The 15,385-nt window shown below is 60.5% G+C and carries 9 protein-coding genes; 1 reads left to right on the top strand and 8 read right to left on the bottom strand.

Annotated elements, in window-relative coordinates; all coding sequences use genetic code 11:
* Nucleotides 1-22: 22 nt before the first annotated feature.
* Complete coding sequence (gene mmsB / locus M5G26_RS21535; protein ID WP_110718951.1) at nt 23-925, bottom strand: 3-hydroxyisobutyrate dehydrogenase; 903 nt, start codon at nt 923-925, stop codon at nt 23-25.
* Nucleotides 926-934: 9 nt separating this feature from the next.
* Nucleotides 935-2,461 carry a CoA-acylating methylmalonate-semialdehyde dehydrogenase gene (locus M5G26_RS21530; RefSeq protein WP_150691774.1) on the bottom strand — a complete coding sequence of 509 codons (1,527 nt, stop codon included), beginning with the start codon at nt 2,459-2,461 and terminating at the stop codon, nt 935-937.
* A gap of 149 nt (nt 2,462-2,610) precedes the next feature.
* On the opposite strand from M5G26_RS21530, the gene M5G26_RS21525 reads away from it, so the two are divergent.
* Nucleotides 2,611-3,558, top strand: coding sequence for a LysR family transcriptional regulator (locus M5G26_RS21525; RefSeq protein ID WP_273916424.1), 948 nt, complete (start codon nt 2,611-2,613; stop codon nt 3,556-3,558).
* On the opposite strand, the gene M5G26_RS21520 is transcribed toward M5G26_RS21525, so the two are convergent.
* The 6 genes from M5G26_RS21520 to recC all read right to left on the bottom strand — a co-directional run bounded on the left by M5G26_RS21520 (nt 3,555) and on the right by recC (nt 15,258).
* Nucleotides 3,555-3,998, bottom strand: coding sequence for an OmpA family protein (locus M5G26_RS21520; protein ID WP_443218394.1), 444 nt, complete (start codon nt 3,996-3,998; stop codon nt 3,555-3,557). The genes M5G26_RS21525 and M5G26_RS21520 overlap by 4 nt on opposite strands.
* A gap of 56 nt (nt 3,999-4,054) precedes the next feature.
* Nucleotides 4,055-5,323 carry a diguanylate cyclase domain-containing protein gene (locus M5G26_RS21515; RefSeq protein WP_134174421.1) on the bottom strand — a complete coding sequence of 423 codons (1,269 nt, stop codon included), beginning with the start codon at nt 5,321-5,323 and terminating at the stop codon, nt 4,055-4,057.
* Nucleotides 5,320-5,895, bottom strand: a complete 576-nt coding sequence (locus M5G26_RS21510; RefSeq protein ID WP_273916422.1) for a YfiR family protein — start codon at nt 5,893-5,895, stop codon at nt 5,320-5,322. Before M5G26_RS21510 ends, M5G26_RS21515 begins: the two co-directional genes overlap by 4 nt.
* A 119-nt stretch (nt 5,896-6,014) precedes the next feature.
* Entirely contained in the window at nt 6,015-8,123 is a 2,109-nt protein-coding gene (recD, locus tag M5G26_RS21505) for an exodeoxyribonuclease V subunit alpha (RefSeq protein ID WP_273916421.1), read from the bottom strand.
* Nucleotides 8,120-11,809, bottom strand: a complete 3,690-nt coding sequence (gene recB / locus M5G26_RS21500; protein ID WP_273916420.1) for an exodeoxyribonuclease V subunit beta — start codon at nt 11,807-11,809, stop codon at nt 8,120-8,122. Before recB ends, recD begins: the two co-directional genes overlap by 4 nt.
* Complete coding sequence (gene recC, locus M5G26_RS21495) at nt 11,806-15,258, bottom strand: exodeoxyribonuclease V subunit gamma (RefSeq protein WP_273916419.1); 3,453 nt, start codon at nt 15,256-15,258, stop codon at nt 11,806-11,808. Before recC ends, recB begins: the two co-directional genes overlap by 4 nt.
* Nucleotides 15,259-15,385: the final 127 nt, after the last annotated feature.

The following is a 15,385-nucleotide window of genomic DNA, read 5'->3' as shown; positions in this document are numbered from 1 at the left end:
CGGGCTAGCTCCCACAGTTCGTTCAGCGCTGTCCTTCTATTGCAGGCTTGCGATAGCTGTTGATGATCGCCGAGAAATCTTTGCCGCCATCCCCACGCTGACTCATCGCCTGATACAACTGCTGCGCCACCGCGCCGAGCACCACCGGTTGGTGCGCCTGACGCGCCGCTTCGGTCGCCAGACCCAAATCTTTGAGCATCAGTTCCGCACCGAATCCACCGGTATAACCGCGCGAGGCCGGCGCCGTTTCGACGATGCCCGGCCATGGGTTGTACATCTCCGAACTCCAGCAACGCCCGGTCGAGCTGTTGATGATCCCGGCCAGCACCGAGGTGTCGATGCCCAATGCATCGCCCAGCGCCATCGCCTCGCTGACGCCGACCATCGAGATCGCCAGCAGCAGGTTGTTGCAGATTTTGGCGATCTGCCCGGTGCCGACTTCACCGCAATGCACAATGTTGCGGCCCATCTGCGCCAGCACCGGTTGCAGGGTGGCGAACAGTTCAGGGGTGGCGCCGACCATAAAGGTCAACGTGCCCGCCGTTGCACCGCCAGTGCCACCGGACACCGGTGCATCGGCCATGGCCACGCCTTGTTTCGCGGCAGCGGCCGCTACATCGCGCGCCGTCTGCGGATCAATGGTGCTGCAATCCACTGCCGGCACACCTTGGCGAATCCCAGCCAACACACCGTCTTCACCGAGCCAGACGCTGCGCACATGCACAGCGGCCGGCAGCATGGTGATCACCAGTTCGGCATCCTCGGCAGCCTCACGCGCCGAAGCACGAATGCTGCCGCCCAGTTGCTCCAGCTCCGCCAGCACGGTTTTGTTCAGGTCGACCAGATTCAGCGAGTGGCCAGCCTTGATCAGGTTGCGCGCCATCGGCGCGCCCATGTTGCCCAGACCGATAAATGCGATTTTCATGGCAGTTCCTCAGCGCAGGTTGATGGTGGTGTTCACGCCGTCGTTGACGCTGTCGTCATCGAACCAGCGCGCCGTGACCGTTTTGGTCTGCGTGTAGAACTGCACCACTTGCTTGCCGTACGGGCCGAGGTCGCCGAGTTTCGAGCCGCGCGAACCGGTGAAGCTGAAGAATGGCACCGGCACTGGAATCGGGATGTTGATGCCGACCTGGCCGACGTCGATTTCAGTCTGGAATTTACGCGCTGCTGCGCCGCTCTGGGTGAACAGACCCGTGCCGTTGCCGAACGGGTTGGCGTTGACCAGCGCAATCGCCTGATCAAGGGTGTCGACTTCCAGCACCACCAGCACCGGACCGAAGATTTCCTGGGTGTAGATCTGCATGTCGGTGGTCACGCCCGAGAACAGGGTCGGGCCGACAAAGTTGCCCTGCTCGTAACCCGGCACCTTGATGTCGCGACCGTCCAGTTCCAGCTTGGCGCCTTCCTTGATGCCGCTTTCGATCAGGTCGAGAATCCGCGCTTTGGCTTTCTTCGAGATCACCGGACCAACATCGGTGCCGGGCTCGTTACCGGCGTTGACGGTGAGTTTCTGCGCCAGCGCTTTCAGGTCCGGCAGCCATTGTTTCGCCGCGCCGACCAGCACCACCACCGAAGTGGCCATGCAACGTTGCCCGGCCGCACCGAAACCGGCGCCGACCAAAGCATTCAGTGCTTGTTCGCGATTGGCGTCGGCCAAGACCACAGCGTGGTTCTTCGCGCCCATCATCGATTGCACGCGTTTGCCGTGCTTGCCGGCCAGGTCGTAAACGTGAGTGCCGACAGCGGTCGAACCGACGAAGGACACCGCTTTGATGTCCTTGTGCGTGCACAGGCCATCAACCACGTCTTTACCGCCGTGAACCACGTTCAACACGCCCGCCGGAACACCGGCCTCGATCGCCAGTTCCACCAACAGCATGGTCGACAGCGGATCCTGTTCGGACGGTTTCAAGACGAAGGTGTTGCCGCAAGCGATGGCCATCGGGAACATCCACAGCGGAATCATCGCCGGGAAGTTGAACGGCGTGATGCCGGCGCACACGCCGATTGGCTGGCGCAGGGTGTAAGTATCAACGCCGCCAGCGACGTTCTCGGCAAACTCGCCCATTTGCAGGCTGCCGATGGAGCACGCGTGCTCGACCACTTCCAGGCCACGGAAAATATCGCCCTCGGCGTCGGCAATGGTTTTGCCTTGCTCGGCGCTCAGGACCACGGCGATGCGTTTGGAGTGTTCGCGGATCAACGCTTGCAGCTTGAGCATGATGCGCATGCGTGCGCCGATCGGGGTCAGTTTCCAGGTCTGGAAGGCGCGCTGGGCGGCGCTGACGGCAGCATCGACTTCAGCGGCGGTAGCGAACGGGACTTTGGCCAGCACTTGCTGGGTCGCCGGGTTGACGATGTCGTGCCATTCGGTGGTCTGCGACTCGACCCACTCGCCATTGATCAGCAGCTTGACCTTCTGCAGCGTGGTTTCGTTGGGCGTAAGCGATGCGTTCATGCTGGTCTCCGAAACTTGTTTTTATCGTAGGAGCCAAGGCGAAAGGTTCGCCTTGAGATGAGGCGTGTGTCACGAATTGGTTGTCGGACTGTTTTTGGAGTATAGATGTGCAAACTTCTAATAAGAACGCACATATAAGCCCGTCCATCATGCAAAAAAACATCACCTCTCTAGGTTCGCTGAACTGGGACGACCTCAAGTTTTTCCTCGAAGTCGCCCGCACCCGCAAGGCCAGCACCGCCGCCAAACGGCTGGCCGTAGACTACACCACGGTGTCACGGCGGATCAGTTCGCTGGAAGCGGCATTGGGGACTTTGCTGTTCGAGAAGTCGCGCACCAGCGGCTTCGTCCTGACCACCGAAGGCCAGCGTTTGCTCGGTTATGCCGAGTCGATCGAAAGCACATTGCACATGGCCTGCGAGCAGGTGTCAGGCTCCGGCGTGGCGTTATCCGGGCATGTGCGCATGGGCTGCACGGAAGGATTCGGCAGTTTCTTCATCACCCCGCAGTTGAGCCATTTCGTCGACGCCTACCCGGCGATCTCGGTGGACATTCTGCCGCTGCCGCACTTCATCAGCCTGTCCAAGCGCGAGGCCGATATCGTCATTGCCCTGGAGCGCCCGGAGCACGGGCCGTACGTGTGCTGCAAACTCTGCGACTACCGTTTGCAGCTCTACGCGACCCAGGACTATCTGGACCAACACCCACCGATCCTCCGCCCGGCAGACTTGGGCAAGCATCAATTCATCAGTTATGTGGATGATCTGGCGTTCAGCTCGGAGCTGCTCTACCTGGCGAACGTGCTGCCCGGCGCCAGCGCCAACTTGCGCAGCACCAGTGTGATCGCACAGTTTGTCGCCGCGCAGCAAGGGCGCTCACTGGCGATTCTGCCGTGCTTCCTCGCCGCACAGGATCCGCGCCTGCTGCCGGTATTGCCGGAGGACATCGACATCACCCGGCAGTTCTGGATGTACTGCCGGGAGGATCTGCGCAAGTTGAAGCGGATTACCCTGTTGTGGGATTACATCCGTGAGGTGACTGAGCGCAATCAGGGTCTGTTGATGGGGCAGACCCGCGAGATGCAGTTCGCCGATTAGTCGGCGCTGACCACAATCGACACACGGCGGTTTTCCGTACGACCGGCCGCCGTATCGTTGGACGCCACCGGCTCTTTGCTGCCCAGGCCTTGCAACTGAATGTTCTCTTGCTTCATGCCAACCGTGCCCAGCACGTTGGCGACACTTTTCGCACGACGCAGCGACAGTTGCTGGTTGTAGGTTTCCTTGCCCGAGGCGTCAGTGTGGCCATCGACCCGCACGCGCTCTATGCCGACACTCAGCAGGGCCTTACCGATGCGCTCGACGATCTCGGTGCTTTGCGGGTTCAGACTTTCGACGTCGCTGCCAAACAGCACTTTGCCGGACAGGCCAAACTCCCAGCCCTCGTCGGTCAGTTCAAAGCCCTGTTGTTTGAGCACGGCGACTTGCGCCGGGGTCAGGCCCTTTTGTGGCGCAGTCTGGCAACCGGTCAGGGCCATTACGGCGATCAACAGCACAGCGTAAAAAGATCGAATCGACAGTGTGAACACGAGAGTCAGCTCCTGGTTTGAACGGAATCGACCGGGTGCTCCGCACCGGCCGTGAATTGGGCGCCGCGCGACAGACGCTTGGCTTGATACATGGCCGCATCGGCGGCATCGAGCAAGGCCCCCGGCGTCATCCCATGATCGGGAAAAACCGCAATGCCGATACTGAGCGAGGTCACCACACTGGTGTCGCCCGGCAATGCGATGGGCATGTCCATGCTGGCGAGGATCTTGTCGGCAATACGCTCGGCATCTTCTACCTTGTGCAGCGGCGTGAGCAGCACGGCGAACTCGTCACCACCCAGCCGCGCCACCAGATCTTCTTCGCGCAACTGCGCACGAACGCGATTGGCCACGGCGACCAGCACCGCATCACCCGCCGCGTGGCCGAAGTTGTCGTTGATGCCTTTGAAACGGTCACTGTCGAGAAACAACACGGCAACCCGCTCATCGTGTTTGCCGGCATTGCGCAACGCGCGGATCAAGCGTCCTTCGAAAAAGGCGCGGTTCGGCAGACCGGTCAGGCTGTCGTGGCTGGCCTGGTGAGCGAGGGTTTCGTTTTCGTTTTGCAGATGGGTTTGCCACGACTCCAGTTCATCGAGCAAGGCGTTGAAGTCATTGCCGAGGTTGTCGAGTTCGGCGATCTGCGCTTGTGGCACGCGGCGGTCCAGTGCGCGTTCGCTACGTGCGGCGTGGGCCACATTGGCCAGACTGCGCAGAGGACCGGTGATCGCGCGTAACTGGCGACGCGCCAGGTAGAGCGCCACCCAGGCGCTGATCGCGGTGCAGAGGATGATCCCCGCCAGACCGCTGAGCAGAAAGCGCATCAGGCTGCCGCCATGGCCGGTGAGCAGTACACGACCGATTTCACGGTCCTGATGCTCGATCGGCAGACTGACAGGCCTTTCCAGGATGGCGCGGGTGATCTGCATTTCCAGCTCAGAGAACAAACCGTTTTCCGGGCGTTGCCAATGTGCGAGCAGTTGTCCCTGGCTGTCCAGCACCTGGGCATCAGCGACCTCTTCGGCAGAAGCAATCAGCGCCAGCGATTCGTTGGCGGCGGTCTTGTCGTTGAACACCACTGCGGCTTCCACGGTGTAGCTGATCGATCGGGCGATCAAGTGCAGGTTGTGATCGGCGTACACCCGTAATGCCAGTACGCCGAGAAACGTCAGCGAAACGCTGGCCATCGCCACGCCCACCAGCGCGACAATCAAATGCCCTCGGCCGATGACCGAACCCAGCGTTGGGCGGCTATTCGATCTGAACAGGTTCATGGCGCCGCCGGTTTGCGACGCGACAATTGCAGCACGCTGGGGTGAATGCGCACGCCGCTGCGGGCAACGGAGTCGAGATTGACCTCGAAGGACACTTGCTCATCGCCAACACGCAGACAGAACAGGCTGCCGACCGTGCATTGATCGCCACCTTCGCTGATGCTCAATACTGGATGACCAATCAGCGAAGCGAACAAGCGAGTGCGTTCATCCGCAGTGAGTTTGCCGATGTACACCGCATCGCATTCGCTGACGATGGCCGGGTTGTCGGCCAGCAGGCGACGTACGGTGACCGGTCGCCCCGTGGCTTGCGTGGTGCCTTTGACCAGGTCATCGGTGTATTCGGTGGGGCCGACGATGCATAGACGCAATTGCGCCGGCTCCACCGGCCAGCGCGCATAGCTGAGAATGCCAAGAACAACCTGAGTGACGGATTTGGCCCGTTGTTCGGCCATGCCCGTCGGCGCTTGCGGCTGTGCGACAGCCGCGCCCGTCAACATCCAGAGCAGAGCAACAAGCAACGCGTGCTTGCAGACAACTACGCGCTCTGTCGCCCAGACAGACACCTTCATGCAGGGATTCTCTTGGATCGTAGCGAAATGATGCCGCAACGATAGCACAGCAGTGAAACGCCAGCGAGACAGCGACCTCTGACCGGTTGGTCAGTAATCGCCGTCAATCGTCGGGATTTTCACCCCTGAGGCAATGCGCCCTCCTCCAGTTCCAGCATCAGCCCGCTCAGGCGTTTGACCTTGCGCTGGACTGCTTCTTCAAACACGCCGGATCGGGATTCGATCAAGGTGAACCAATGTTTAGCCCGGGTAATGCCGGTGTAGATCAATTCTTTGGTCAGCACCGGATTCAAGGCATCGGGCAGAATCAGCGCCGTGTGGGCAAATTCCGAGCCTTGGGATTTGTGCACCGTCATCGCGTAGACGGTTTCGACGTCGTTGAGGCGGCTCGGCAATACAAAGCGCACGCCGCCCTGACCGTCGTTGCGCGGAAAGGCCACGCGCAGCACCGGTTTGCCCGCGTCGGGCCCTTCGCGCTCGGGCAGTTTGAGGGCGATACCGATATCACCGTTCATCAGGCCCAGACCGTAGTCATTGCGCGTCATCAGGACTGGCCGGCCTTCGTACCATTGCTGATCGTTTTCAATCAGTCGTGCTTTGAGCAGCGCGGCGGTGATGCGTTGATTCAGACCCTCTACGCCCCACGGCCCTTTGCGCACGGCACACAACAACTGGAACGTGTCGAACGCCTGCAGAACCTCGCGGGCCCAAATGATCCAGTCCGGATGTTCGAGTGGCCGGCCCGAGGGTGGACGCTGATCACGCAGCACGCTCAGATAATGGCGGTAGCCTTGTGGGCCGTCGCCATGTCCCTCCAGCAACAGACGCTCGAGCTTGTGATCGTGCTCGCCCTTTAGCGGTAACGAATACACGTCGTCATAGTGCCCGGTCGTGAGCAACTGACGCGCTTCATCCGGCAACTGTTGGTTGACCCGACGCGCGAGCTGGCCGATCCCGCTGCCCTCGCCGAAGCGCCGGGAGTGGCGCAGCATCACCACTTGCTGAGCCAGCGGGTGAGAACCATCGACGTCCTCATGCAAGCCGCTGTCCTGCAACGACTCACCGCTGACTGACTCCAGCCACTGCCGGGTCGGCCGGCTGTACCAGCCACCTTCGGCATCTCGGCACAAATCCCCCAGCACCGCGCCGGCCTCCACAGAAGCCAATTGATCCTTGTCGCCAAGCAATATCAGTCGAGCATGGGCGGGCAAGGCATCCAGCAGGTTGGCCATCATTTCCAGGTCGATCATCGAGGCCTCGTCAACCACCAACACGTCCAGTGGCAGGCGGTTGCCGGCATGGTGACGGAAGTGGCGGGTGCCGGGACGGCTGCCCAGCAGACGATGCACGGTGGTGACGTCGCAGGGGATTTTCGCCCGCACCTCTTCGCTGACTTCCAGCGACTGCACTTGCTGGCTGATGGACTCGGTCAACCGCGCCGCTGCCTTGCCTGTTGGTGCCGCCAGACGAATCCGCAGCGGGTGGCCGGTGGCTACGGCGGGTGCTTGAAGCAAGGCCAGCAAACGCACCACGGTGGTGGTTTTGCCGGTACCCGGCCCGCCGGTGACAATGCTGAAGGCGCCGCGAGTGGCGAGGGCACAGGCGAGCTTCTGCCAGTCGATCACTGCTCCCGCCTTGGCGGATCCGAACAGCTCACTCAGTCGCTGCGGCAGATCGTCCGGTGTCGGCTCAACCTGTTGCAGACGCTGACGCAACGCCGTATCAATCCGCCGTTCGTAGGCCCAGTAGCGTCGCAAGTACAGGCGCTTGCCCGACAACACCAGCGGGCGCTGCTGTGCCGAATCACTGCTATCGGCCGCCAGTGCGACCAGAGAACTGCCCGCCAGAACCTTGCACCAGTGCGCGCCATCCAGCGCCTCGAGCAATTGCGAAGGCAGCAGCAACACACCACCTTGCACGTCCCCTTCGGGCGGCAGCGACAGAGCAAAGTCGGGAGCTTTCAGGGTTTCGTACAGATCGAGACAGACATGACCGTGGCCAAGTTGATGGCTGGTCAGGGCGGCCGCGAGCAGCACCAGTGGATCCGTGTCGCGCTCAAGTTCGTGCAGGAACCCGACAAACGCTTTGTCCAGCGCACGCAGCCAGCCGCGCTCGACCCAACGAGTCAGCAATATCAACAGATCATCCGCGCTGGTCAGCGGCGACAGCCTCGACAGACTGTCGGCTGCCAACGGTGTCGGTAGCAGGTCGGCAAAGGTGCGGTTCATAGCAGGACTCCCTGTTCCCAGGCGGGTTCGGTCTTGGGTTCGGGTTTGCCTTGAAACATCCGGTCGAGACGCTCGATCAGCTCACGGGGCGGACGAACGAAATACACACCGCGACTGTCCGCGCGAGTACCGCGCAGGAACAGGTACAACGCACCGCCAACATGCCGGTCGTAATCGTAATCAGGCAGCCGTGCCTTGAGCTGGCGATGCAACGCCAACAGGTACAGCACGTATTGCAGGTCATAGCGGTTGTCGAGGATCGACTGCTCCATGGCCTGCTCGGTGTAAGCCAGATCATCCACGCCGAGCCAGTTGGATTTGTAGTCGGCCACATAGTAGCGGCCTTGGTGTTCGAAGGTCAGATCGATAAAGCCTTTGAACATACCGTTGAGCTGCACCGGTTCTGCCGCAACGCGGGCCACACCCCTGTGAGTGTGCTGACGCACCAGTTCGTCGAGTTTGAGGACATCGACTTTATGGCTGGCGAACCAGAACTCCATCTCGACCCGGTATTGCTTCAGCTGTTCTAGAACAACAGGCGGCTGCCCGCCTGCAACTGGCAGTGGCGACTTGAGCAGATGCTGCAGCCAATCACTCAGGGTGGTGATCCAGCCTTCCCAGCCACGCAGGTTACAGCGTCGGGCAATTGCATCTTCCAGTGCCTCGCGGGAAACGGCAAAGCCGTCATCACCGGCCCATTCCAGCAAACCGTGGAGAAATGTTCCCGGATTGGGGCCGCGCGGGAAGCGATGGATATCGGCGCCGCCGGCAATGATTTCTCGCGGGGCGTCGGGGTCCAGGCGTTCGTCATCAAACAGCTTTTGCGCTTGCGGGCTGTCCGGCGCTTCATCGCTGCCGACACTCAATACGTCGCTGATGCGCAATGCGCTGTAGGAAGCGATCCACCAGTTTTCACTGGCCTTGCGCTTGGGCAACAGCGTGGCACTCAGCACGGCGTCATTGCGTGGCGGCTGGTAATGCTCGTCGGTAGGTTGTGGCATGTCATCGGTGTGGATGGCCGGGCAGTCTTGTTGCAGCTCTTGCAGCCAGCGTTTCAGTTCGCTGGACTCGCCCAGAGAAACGCCACCGCCGAGCAGATAGCCCAGCGCCGAAAGGTGCAGCACCGAGCTGTTGTTATTGCCCCGTTTAAGATCCGTCACCCCCAACCAGCAGGCATGCTGCGCGCGCGTCAGGGCAACGTAGAGCAAGCGCAGGTCTTCAGCCAGACGCTCATCATCCGCTTGCGCTATAAGCTCGGCAGTCGGCTTGAGACTTATCTGAGCTTTACCCGCGGTGTCGTGGTAATGCAGCGGCAAACGACTGCCATCCACGGGTTTCGCCGAGCAAATGAACGGCAGGAACACCAAGGGATATTCCAGGCCTTTGGACTTGTGAATGGTCACGACTTTGACCAGTTGCTCGTCGCTTTCCAGACGCAGAATCTGCTCTTCGCCAGCCTGGCCGGACACTGCCAGCAACTCGGCCAGATGACGAATCAGCGCTTGTTCACCGTCCAGTTCCGCAGCCGCTTGCTGCATCAACTCCGACAAGTGCAAAAGGTTGGTCAGTACACGCTCGCCATCGGTGCGTTTCATCAAGGTTTGCGGCAGGTGGAAGTCGTGCAGCAGGCGGCGCAACATCGGCAGCACACCTTGCTTGCGCCATAGCTCGCGATAGCCACGGAACTGCATGACCCGGGTTTCCCAGACCAGTTCGTCCTGGTTCAGACGTTCCAGCTCGGCCAATGGCAGGTTCAGAGTGATACAGGCCAACGCGGCTTTCAGGGAACGTTCGACATCCGGCTCGGCACAGGCCTTGAGCCAGGACAACAGGTCGTGGGCTTCTTGCGCCGCGAATACCGAATCCTTGTCCGACAGGTAAACACTGCGTACGCCCCGGGCGGCGAGTTCACCGCGCACAGCCTGGGCTTCCTTGCCGTCGCGCACGAGAATCGCAATATCGGACGGCCTCAAGCCTCTGAAGTCTTTACCGTCCTGAACGAACCCCGCGCCAGCGCTTTGCCCGCCATTGAGCAGCGCAGTGATTTCGCTGGCGCACGCGGCTGCCAATTGCTGGCGATAGACAACACCCGACAGTGGCTGGTCGCTAGGCAAATGCCAGATATTCAGCGCCGCGACATCTCGCCCGCCGACCTGCAGTCGCTCCTTGCGCCCTTGGGATTCCACGGGCAGGAACGGCACCGGATTGTCGCCGTTTTTCTCGCGGAACAAAAACGCGCCACGGCCCAGCTCTCGGGACTCGGCGCGTGCGAATACATGATTGACCGCGTTGACCATGCCGTGGCTGGAGCGAAAGTTGGTGCCCAGCGTATGCAGCCGGCCAGTGGTGGCCTGACGCGCGCGCAGGTAGGTGTAGATGTCTGCACCGCGGAAAGCGTAGATCGCCTGCTTCGGATCACCGATCAGGAACAGGCCGGTCTCAGGACTGTTGTCTTCGATGCGATAGATACTTTCGAAGATTCGATACTGCACCGGATCGGTGTCCTGAAACTCATCGATCAGCGCGACCGGAAACTGCTCGCGAATCAACGTCGCAAGACGTTCGCCCCCGTCGGATTGCAGAGCGGCATCCAGGCGCAAGAGCATGTCGTCGAAGCCCATCTCGGCGCGCCGCCGCTTCTCTTCTTCAAAGCGTGTGCCTACCCATTTGGCGGCATGTTGCAGCACCGCGGCATCAGGGGTCGGCAATGCATCGAGGCTCGACTTGAGGGCCTGCATGGCGTCCAGTCCCGGATGGCTCGGGGGCTGCCCCTTCCACGCCTCGGCCATGCCGTCGGGGGTCAGTCGGGTGAAGCCGGTGCCGATATCGAGTTGCTCGAGGGACTCGTCTTCAGCCCACGCCTTGAGCTTCTCGAACCAGGGTTCAAAGTAACGCGCCTGCATCTTGCGGCCATCGACGGTCTTGCTGGCGACGCCTTGGTGACAGATGGCGAGCAACTCATCTGCCCACTGGCGCCAGGGCATTTTCAGTTCGATCAGCGCCGCGCGGCGTTCTTGCAGACATTCATCAATCAGCTCCGCAGGCGCCTTGCCCTCGTCGCTGTCGCGCTCACTGGCGAACAGGCCGCGTACGCGAGGCAACAAGGCCGCCGGCCCGCCCCAGTTGCTGCGAACCCAATTCAACGCATCGTCCTGCATCGGGTAACAGAACAGCCGCCAGTAATCGCGCAACACTTCACCGAGCAAGTCGCTGTGATCGGTTTCCAGGGATTGGGTGAACAAGCTGCCGCTATCGAACGCGTGCTCGCGCAGCATGCGCTGACACCAGCTGTGGATGGTCGAAACGGCAGCCTCATCCATCCATTGCGCGGCGACATCCAGGCGGCTGGCACAGCCGGGCCATTGTTGAGGGTCGAATTGGTCACGCAATTCGGCGATCAGTGCATCGGGTGCGGGCGTTTCGTCTCGGAAGAATCGAGCGGCCTCAGCCAGACGCGTGCGTATGCGCTCACGCAGCTCCTTGGTCGCGGCATCGGTGAAGGTCACGACGAGAATCTGCGGCGGCAGCAGCTCACGACCGAACCTGCTCGACTCGTCACCATGCCCCAGGATGAGCCGCAAATACAAAGCAGAGATGGTGAAGGTTTTACCTGTCCCGGCACTGGCTTCGATCAACTGGCTGCCACGCAGGGGGAAAGCCAGAGCAAGCGGTGTCTTCGTGCTCATGAGCGTGCCCCTTCGCTGGACAGTGATCGCCATGGTGCCTCGAACAATGGGCGATACAAGGCGTCGCACCAACCGGAGAACGTTTCGTCCTCAAGCAATGCATCGAAGTTGGCATATTGCCGGGCCAGTGCCGGACTCTCGCGGCGCTCGCCTTCGCTGGTCTGCCCGTCCCCTTCATAGGCTTTGCGGGCGGCCGCTTCGGCCTTCAGCGGGTCGGTCTGAGAGAGCCACGCGAAAGCGGTTTTTACTGCGATCGGCAGTGGCTGTCGCATCCCGGCCTGCCAGGCGAGGAGCAAATCGCCGAGCAAACGTATCGCCCGATCTGGCTCCATCGGCTCAAGCAGCAACGTATCGTCGCTGGCCACCAGTGCGGTGCTCAGGGACAATCCGCTGGCGCAGGCCACCAGATGATTGACCCAAGGCTTGGTCAGGCGATGCCATTTGCGACTCTTGATCGAGCCAATGCTGTTGGGAATGGTCGTGACGGACAACAGGCCATCGTCGGCGCGTTGATGCAAACCGGCGAGCCAGCCTTCAAGGCGCACGCCGTGCAATTCAAGATTGACGGGGATCGCACTGCTCAATGGCTTTGGCCAGAGCGTGAGCAGTTGTTGATAACGCTGCAGCAAATCCGGCAGAGGCTCGATCAACTCCCGTTGCAGGCATTCGCCGAATCCAGCCATTGGCAACAGGCCGCTATTTTGCAGACGCCGGGCCTGGGCTGTCAGAGCCTGATCGATATTGTCCGGTTGTCTGAGAGCGGCTTCGAGCAGGCTGTCGCTCAGCGTGTAACGCTGCAATGCGTCCAGCACGAAGGGTTCTTCATCGGCCAGCGGCGCTTCCGCGGCCTCGAAATACACCTTGAGGCGTTGGGTGAAAAAATGCCGAACCGGGTTGCGCAAAAAGTCCTGCAACAACGCCAGGCTCAATGGTTCTTCTTGCACATAAGGGGTCAGCAACTGCCCTTCGTTTTGAGGCGACTGCTGTTGATGCAGAACCTGCCATTCGCTGGCATAGCTGAAGAGTTGATCGCCTTCATGAAAATAGCGCGCACTAAACGGTTGCAGTGGATGCTCCTGCGTCATGGCGCTCAACAGATCGCCGCTTTCATCGAGCAGTCGCCAACCGCTGGCGAGGTGATCGCGCAACTGGCCAATCAACACTGAAGCCGGTCGCTCACTGTTGTCGCGAATGCTACGGCCAACCCAACTGATGTAGAGCTGATGACGTGCCGACAGAAGCGCCTCGAGCAACAGATAGCGGTCGTCTTCACGCCGCGAACGATCTCCCGGACGGTAATCGCTGCCCATGAGGTCGAAGTCCAGTGGAGGCTGCGCACGGGGATAGTCGCCGTCGTTCATTCCTAACAGACAGACCAGTTTGAATGGAATGGCGCGCATAGGCATCAGCGTACAAAAATTCACGGCACCGGCCAGAAAGCGCTGAGACAAACGCCCCTGATCCAGCCCGGCGAGCCAGGCTTCGCGAACAACCGTCAGGGGTAGCTCATCCGAAAGACCTACCGCCTCACACGTTTCCAGCCAGGTTTCGCGAAGCTCTTCAAGCTGCGCCAACAAGTAATCGTCATGCTCGTTACTGGCTTTGAAGAACAGTTGCATCAGTGCTTGCAATCGATAGCCCCACTCGTTGGGTTGAGCGGGCTGGGTAAGCTGCTGATGGGCGAGTTCCAAGGCATCGAGCAGAGCCACCAACGGCCCGATCAGTGCGGCGTCGAGCCCACCAATTTCATCATAAGGCTCGATCCCTTCACACGCCTCGGCGCTACCAACGGCATAGCCAAGGAGCATTCGGCGCAGACCGAAATGCCAGCTGTTTTGCTCAAGCTCGTCGGGTAACCCCAAGCCCGCTCGTTGCTCCGCATTCATTCCCCAACGCACACCCGCCCCTTCGATCCAGCGGTGCAGTGTCGGCAGGTCGCGTTCCTCCACGCCAAAACGTGCGCGAAGTGCAGGAACGTCAAGCAGGTCGAGGATTTCACTGACCGGGAAACGACTGTCGGGAAGCTTGAGCAAGTGCTCGACCGCGATCAGCAGTGGATCACGACCACGCTGCCCCTGGTCCGCCAGGGTGAAAGGAATGAACCGCGGATCATGGCGATCGAGCTGACCAAACACCGCACGAATATGCGGTGCATAGCTATCGATGTCAGGCACCATCACGATCACATCGCGAGGACGCAGATCCGGGTTGGCGCTGAAGCGCGCCAAGAGCTGGTCATGCAGTATTTCGACTTCACGCTGAGCGCTATGGGCAATGTGAAAACGGATCGAGTCATCACTTGCCAAATCGACAGCCGGCCAGTGTTCGCGAGTCTCGTTGAGTGGGCGCAGTTCGAGGATGTCGTCCTGAAGCTGATTGAGCAGGTTGTGTGGCGGGGTGTCGCTGAACAGGTCTATACGACCGTCGCGAAAAGCCGCCCGATAGCTATTGGGATCGTCATAGCTGTCGAGCAGGTTTATGTAGTCCCGACCTTGTTTACCCCATGCAGCCAACAGTGGATGGGCGTGTTGATGCAGTGCATCAGGGTCCAGCACTGCGGGCATTCCAGTCTTGCGCGATTGTCGTTTGTACTGGTGCCGCAACAGATCCTTGTCGGCGACAATATCGGCCCAGTGATGACGGCACGGGTTATGTACACACAGCAGGACCTGGCTGAAACGCGCAAGCCCGGCCAGCGCCTCAAGCACTTGGGCTGGCAGCGAAGAAATCCCGAAAACAATCACTCGTGAAGGCAATCCCGCAGGAGCCTCGGCGAGGTTGTTGATGCGCTCGATAAACCGTTGATGAACGCCGGCGCGACTCTGCGCCATACCCTGTTCGCCTACGTCATCCAGCAGCGCACGCCACAACTCAGCTTGCCAGCAACTGGTCGGGGGGAGAGGTTTTACCTCACCTCTGACATTGCGCAATTGATGCCGGCCTTCTGCCCAGTCTTCAAGCCAGTCAGCCCGGTACACCTGATACTGGTCGAACAGATCCGCCAAGCGTTCGGACAATTGATAGCGCTTGCGCAGGTCGGTGTCATGGGTGAGGAAGCGTTGTAACGGCTCAAAATGCGGACGATCAATGACTTGGGGAAGCAGGCGCATGAGGCGCCAGGTCAACGGGGCTTTATCGAGCAGGGATTTGGGAGGAATTTCATCTCGGCCCAATACCATGCGGTAGAGCTGCCACATGAAACTGCCTGGCAGTTGCACATCAATCGCTGCGGCAATACCGCAACCGCCAAGGTCGTCCTCCTCAGGGTCTTCGGCCAAAGCCAATTTGAGCCATTGGGCAATGCCGTTGCTCTGCACAAGTGCAATTTCGTTTTCCAGGGGAGCCAGCGGATAGCGCCGCATGATGCTGATCACAAGGCTGCGCAGTTCATCCAGGCTGTTGCTCTGGACGACCATGAATGCAGCGTTGAGGGACTGAGCGTCCGGCATAAAGGATTCCTTGGAAAGTACGAAAGCCAGGGCAGAACCTTAGCATTGTCGGCAGGTTGTGACAGCCGGACGGCGTCCGTGAATGCTGTACGAACTTTCCTGCGGGCAAAACAAAACCCCAACTGCT

It is taken from the genome of Pseudomonas sp. TNT2022 ID642, assembly GCF_028656995.1.
Classification (GTDB): Bacteria; Pseudomonadota; Gammaproteobacteria; order Pseudomonadales; family Pseudomonadaceae; genus Aquipseudomonas.
The sequence above is the reverse complement of the archived record's forward strand: the minus strand, read 5'-3'. Positions and strand labels throughout refer to the sequence as shown.

Coding starts and splice junctions, on each gene's coding strand:
- mmsB (WP_110718951.1), bottom strand. CDS start 925: ATGAAAATCGCATTTATCGGTCTGGGCAACATGGGCGCGCCGATGGCG.
- M5G26_RS21530 (WP_150691774.1), bottom strand. CDS start 2,461: ATGAACGCATCGCTTACGCCCAACGAAACCACGCTGCAGAAGGTCAAG.
- M5G26_RS21525 (WP_273916424.1), top strand. CDS start 2,611: ATGCAAAAAAACATCACCTCTCTAGGTTCGCTGAACTGGGACGACCTC.
- M5G26_RS21520 (WP_443218394.1), bottom strand. CDS start 3,998: ATGGCCCTGACCGGTTGCCAGACTGCGCCACAAAAGGGCCTGACCCCG.
- M5G26_RS21515 (WP_134174421.1), bottom strand. CDS start 5,323: ATGAACCTGTTCAGATCGAATAGCCGCCCAACGCTGGGTTCGGTCATC.
- M5G26_RS21510 (WP_273916422.1), bottom strand. CDS start 5,895: ATGAAGGTGTCTGTCTGGGCGACAGAGCGCGTAGTTGTCTGCAAGCAC.
- recD (WP_273916421.1), bottom strand. CDS start 8,123: ATGAACCGCACCTTTGCCGACCTGCTACCGACACCGTTGGCAGCCGAC.
- recB (WP_273916420.1), bottom strand. CDS start 11,809: ATGAGCACGAAGACACCGCTTGCTCTGGCTTTCCCCCTGCGTGGCAGC.
- recC (WP_273916419.1), bottom strand. CDS start 15,258: ATGCCGGACGCTCAGTCCCTCAACGCTGCATTCATGGTCGTCCAGAGC.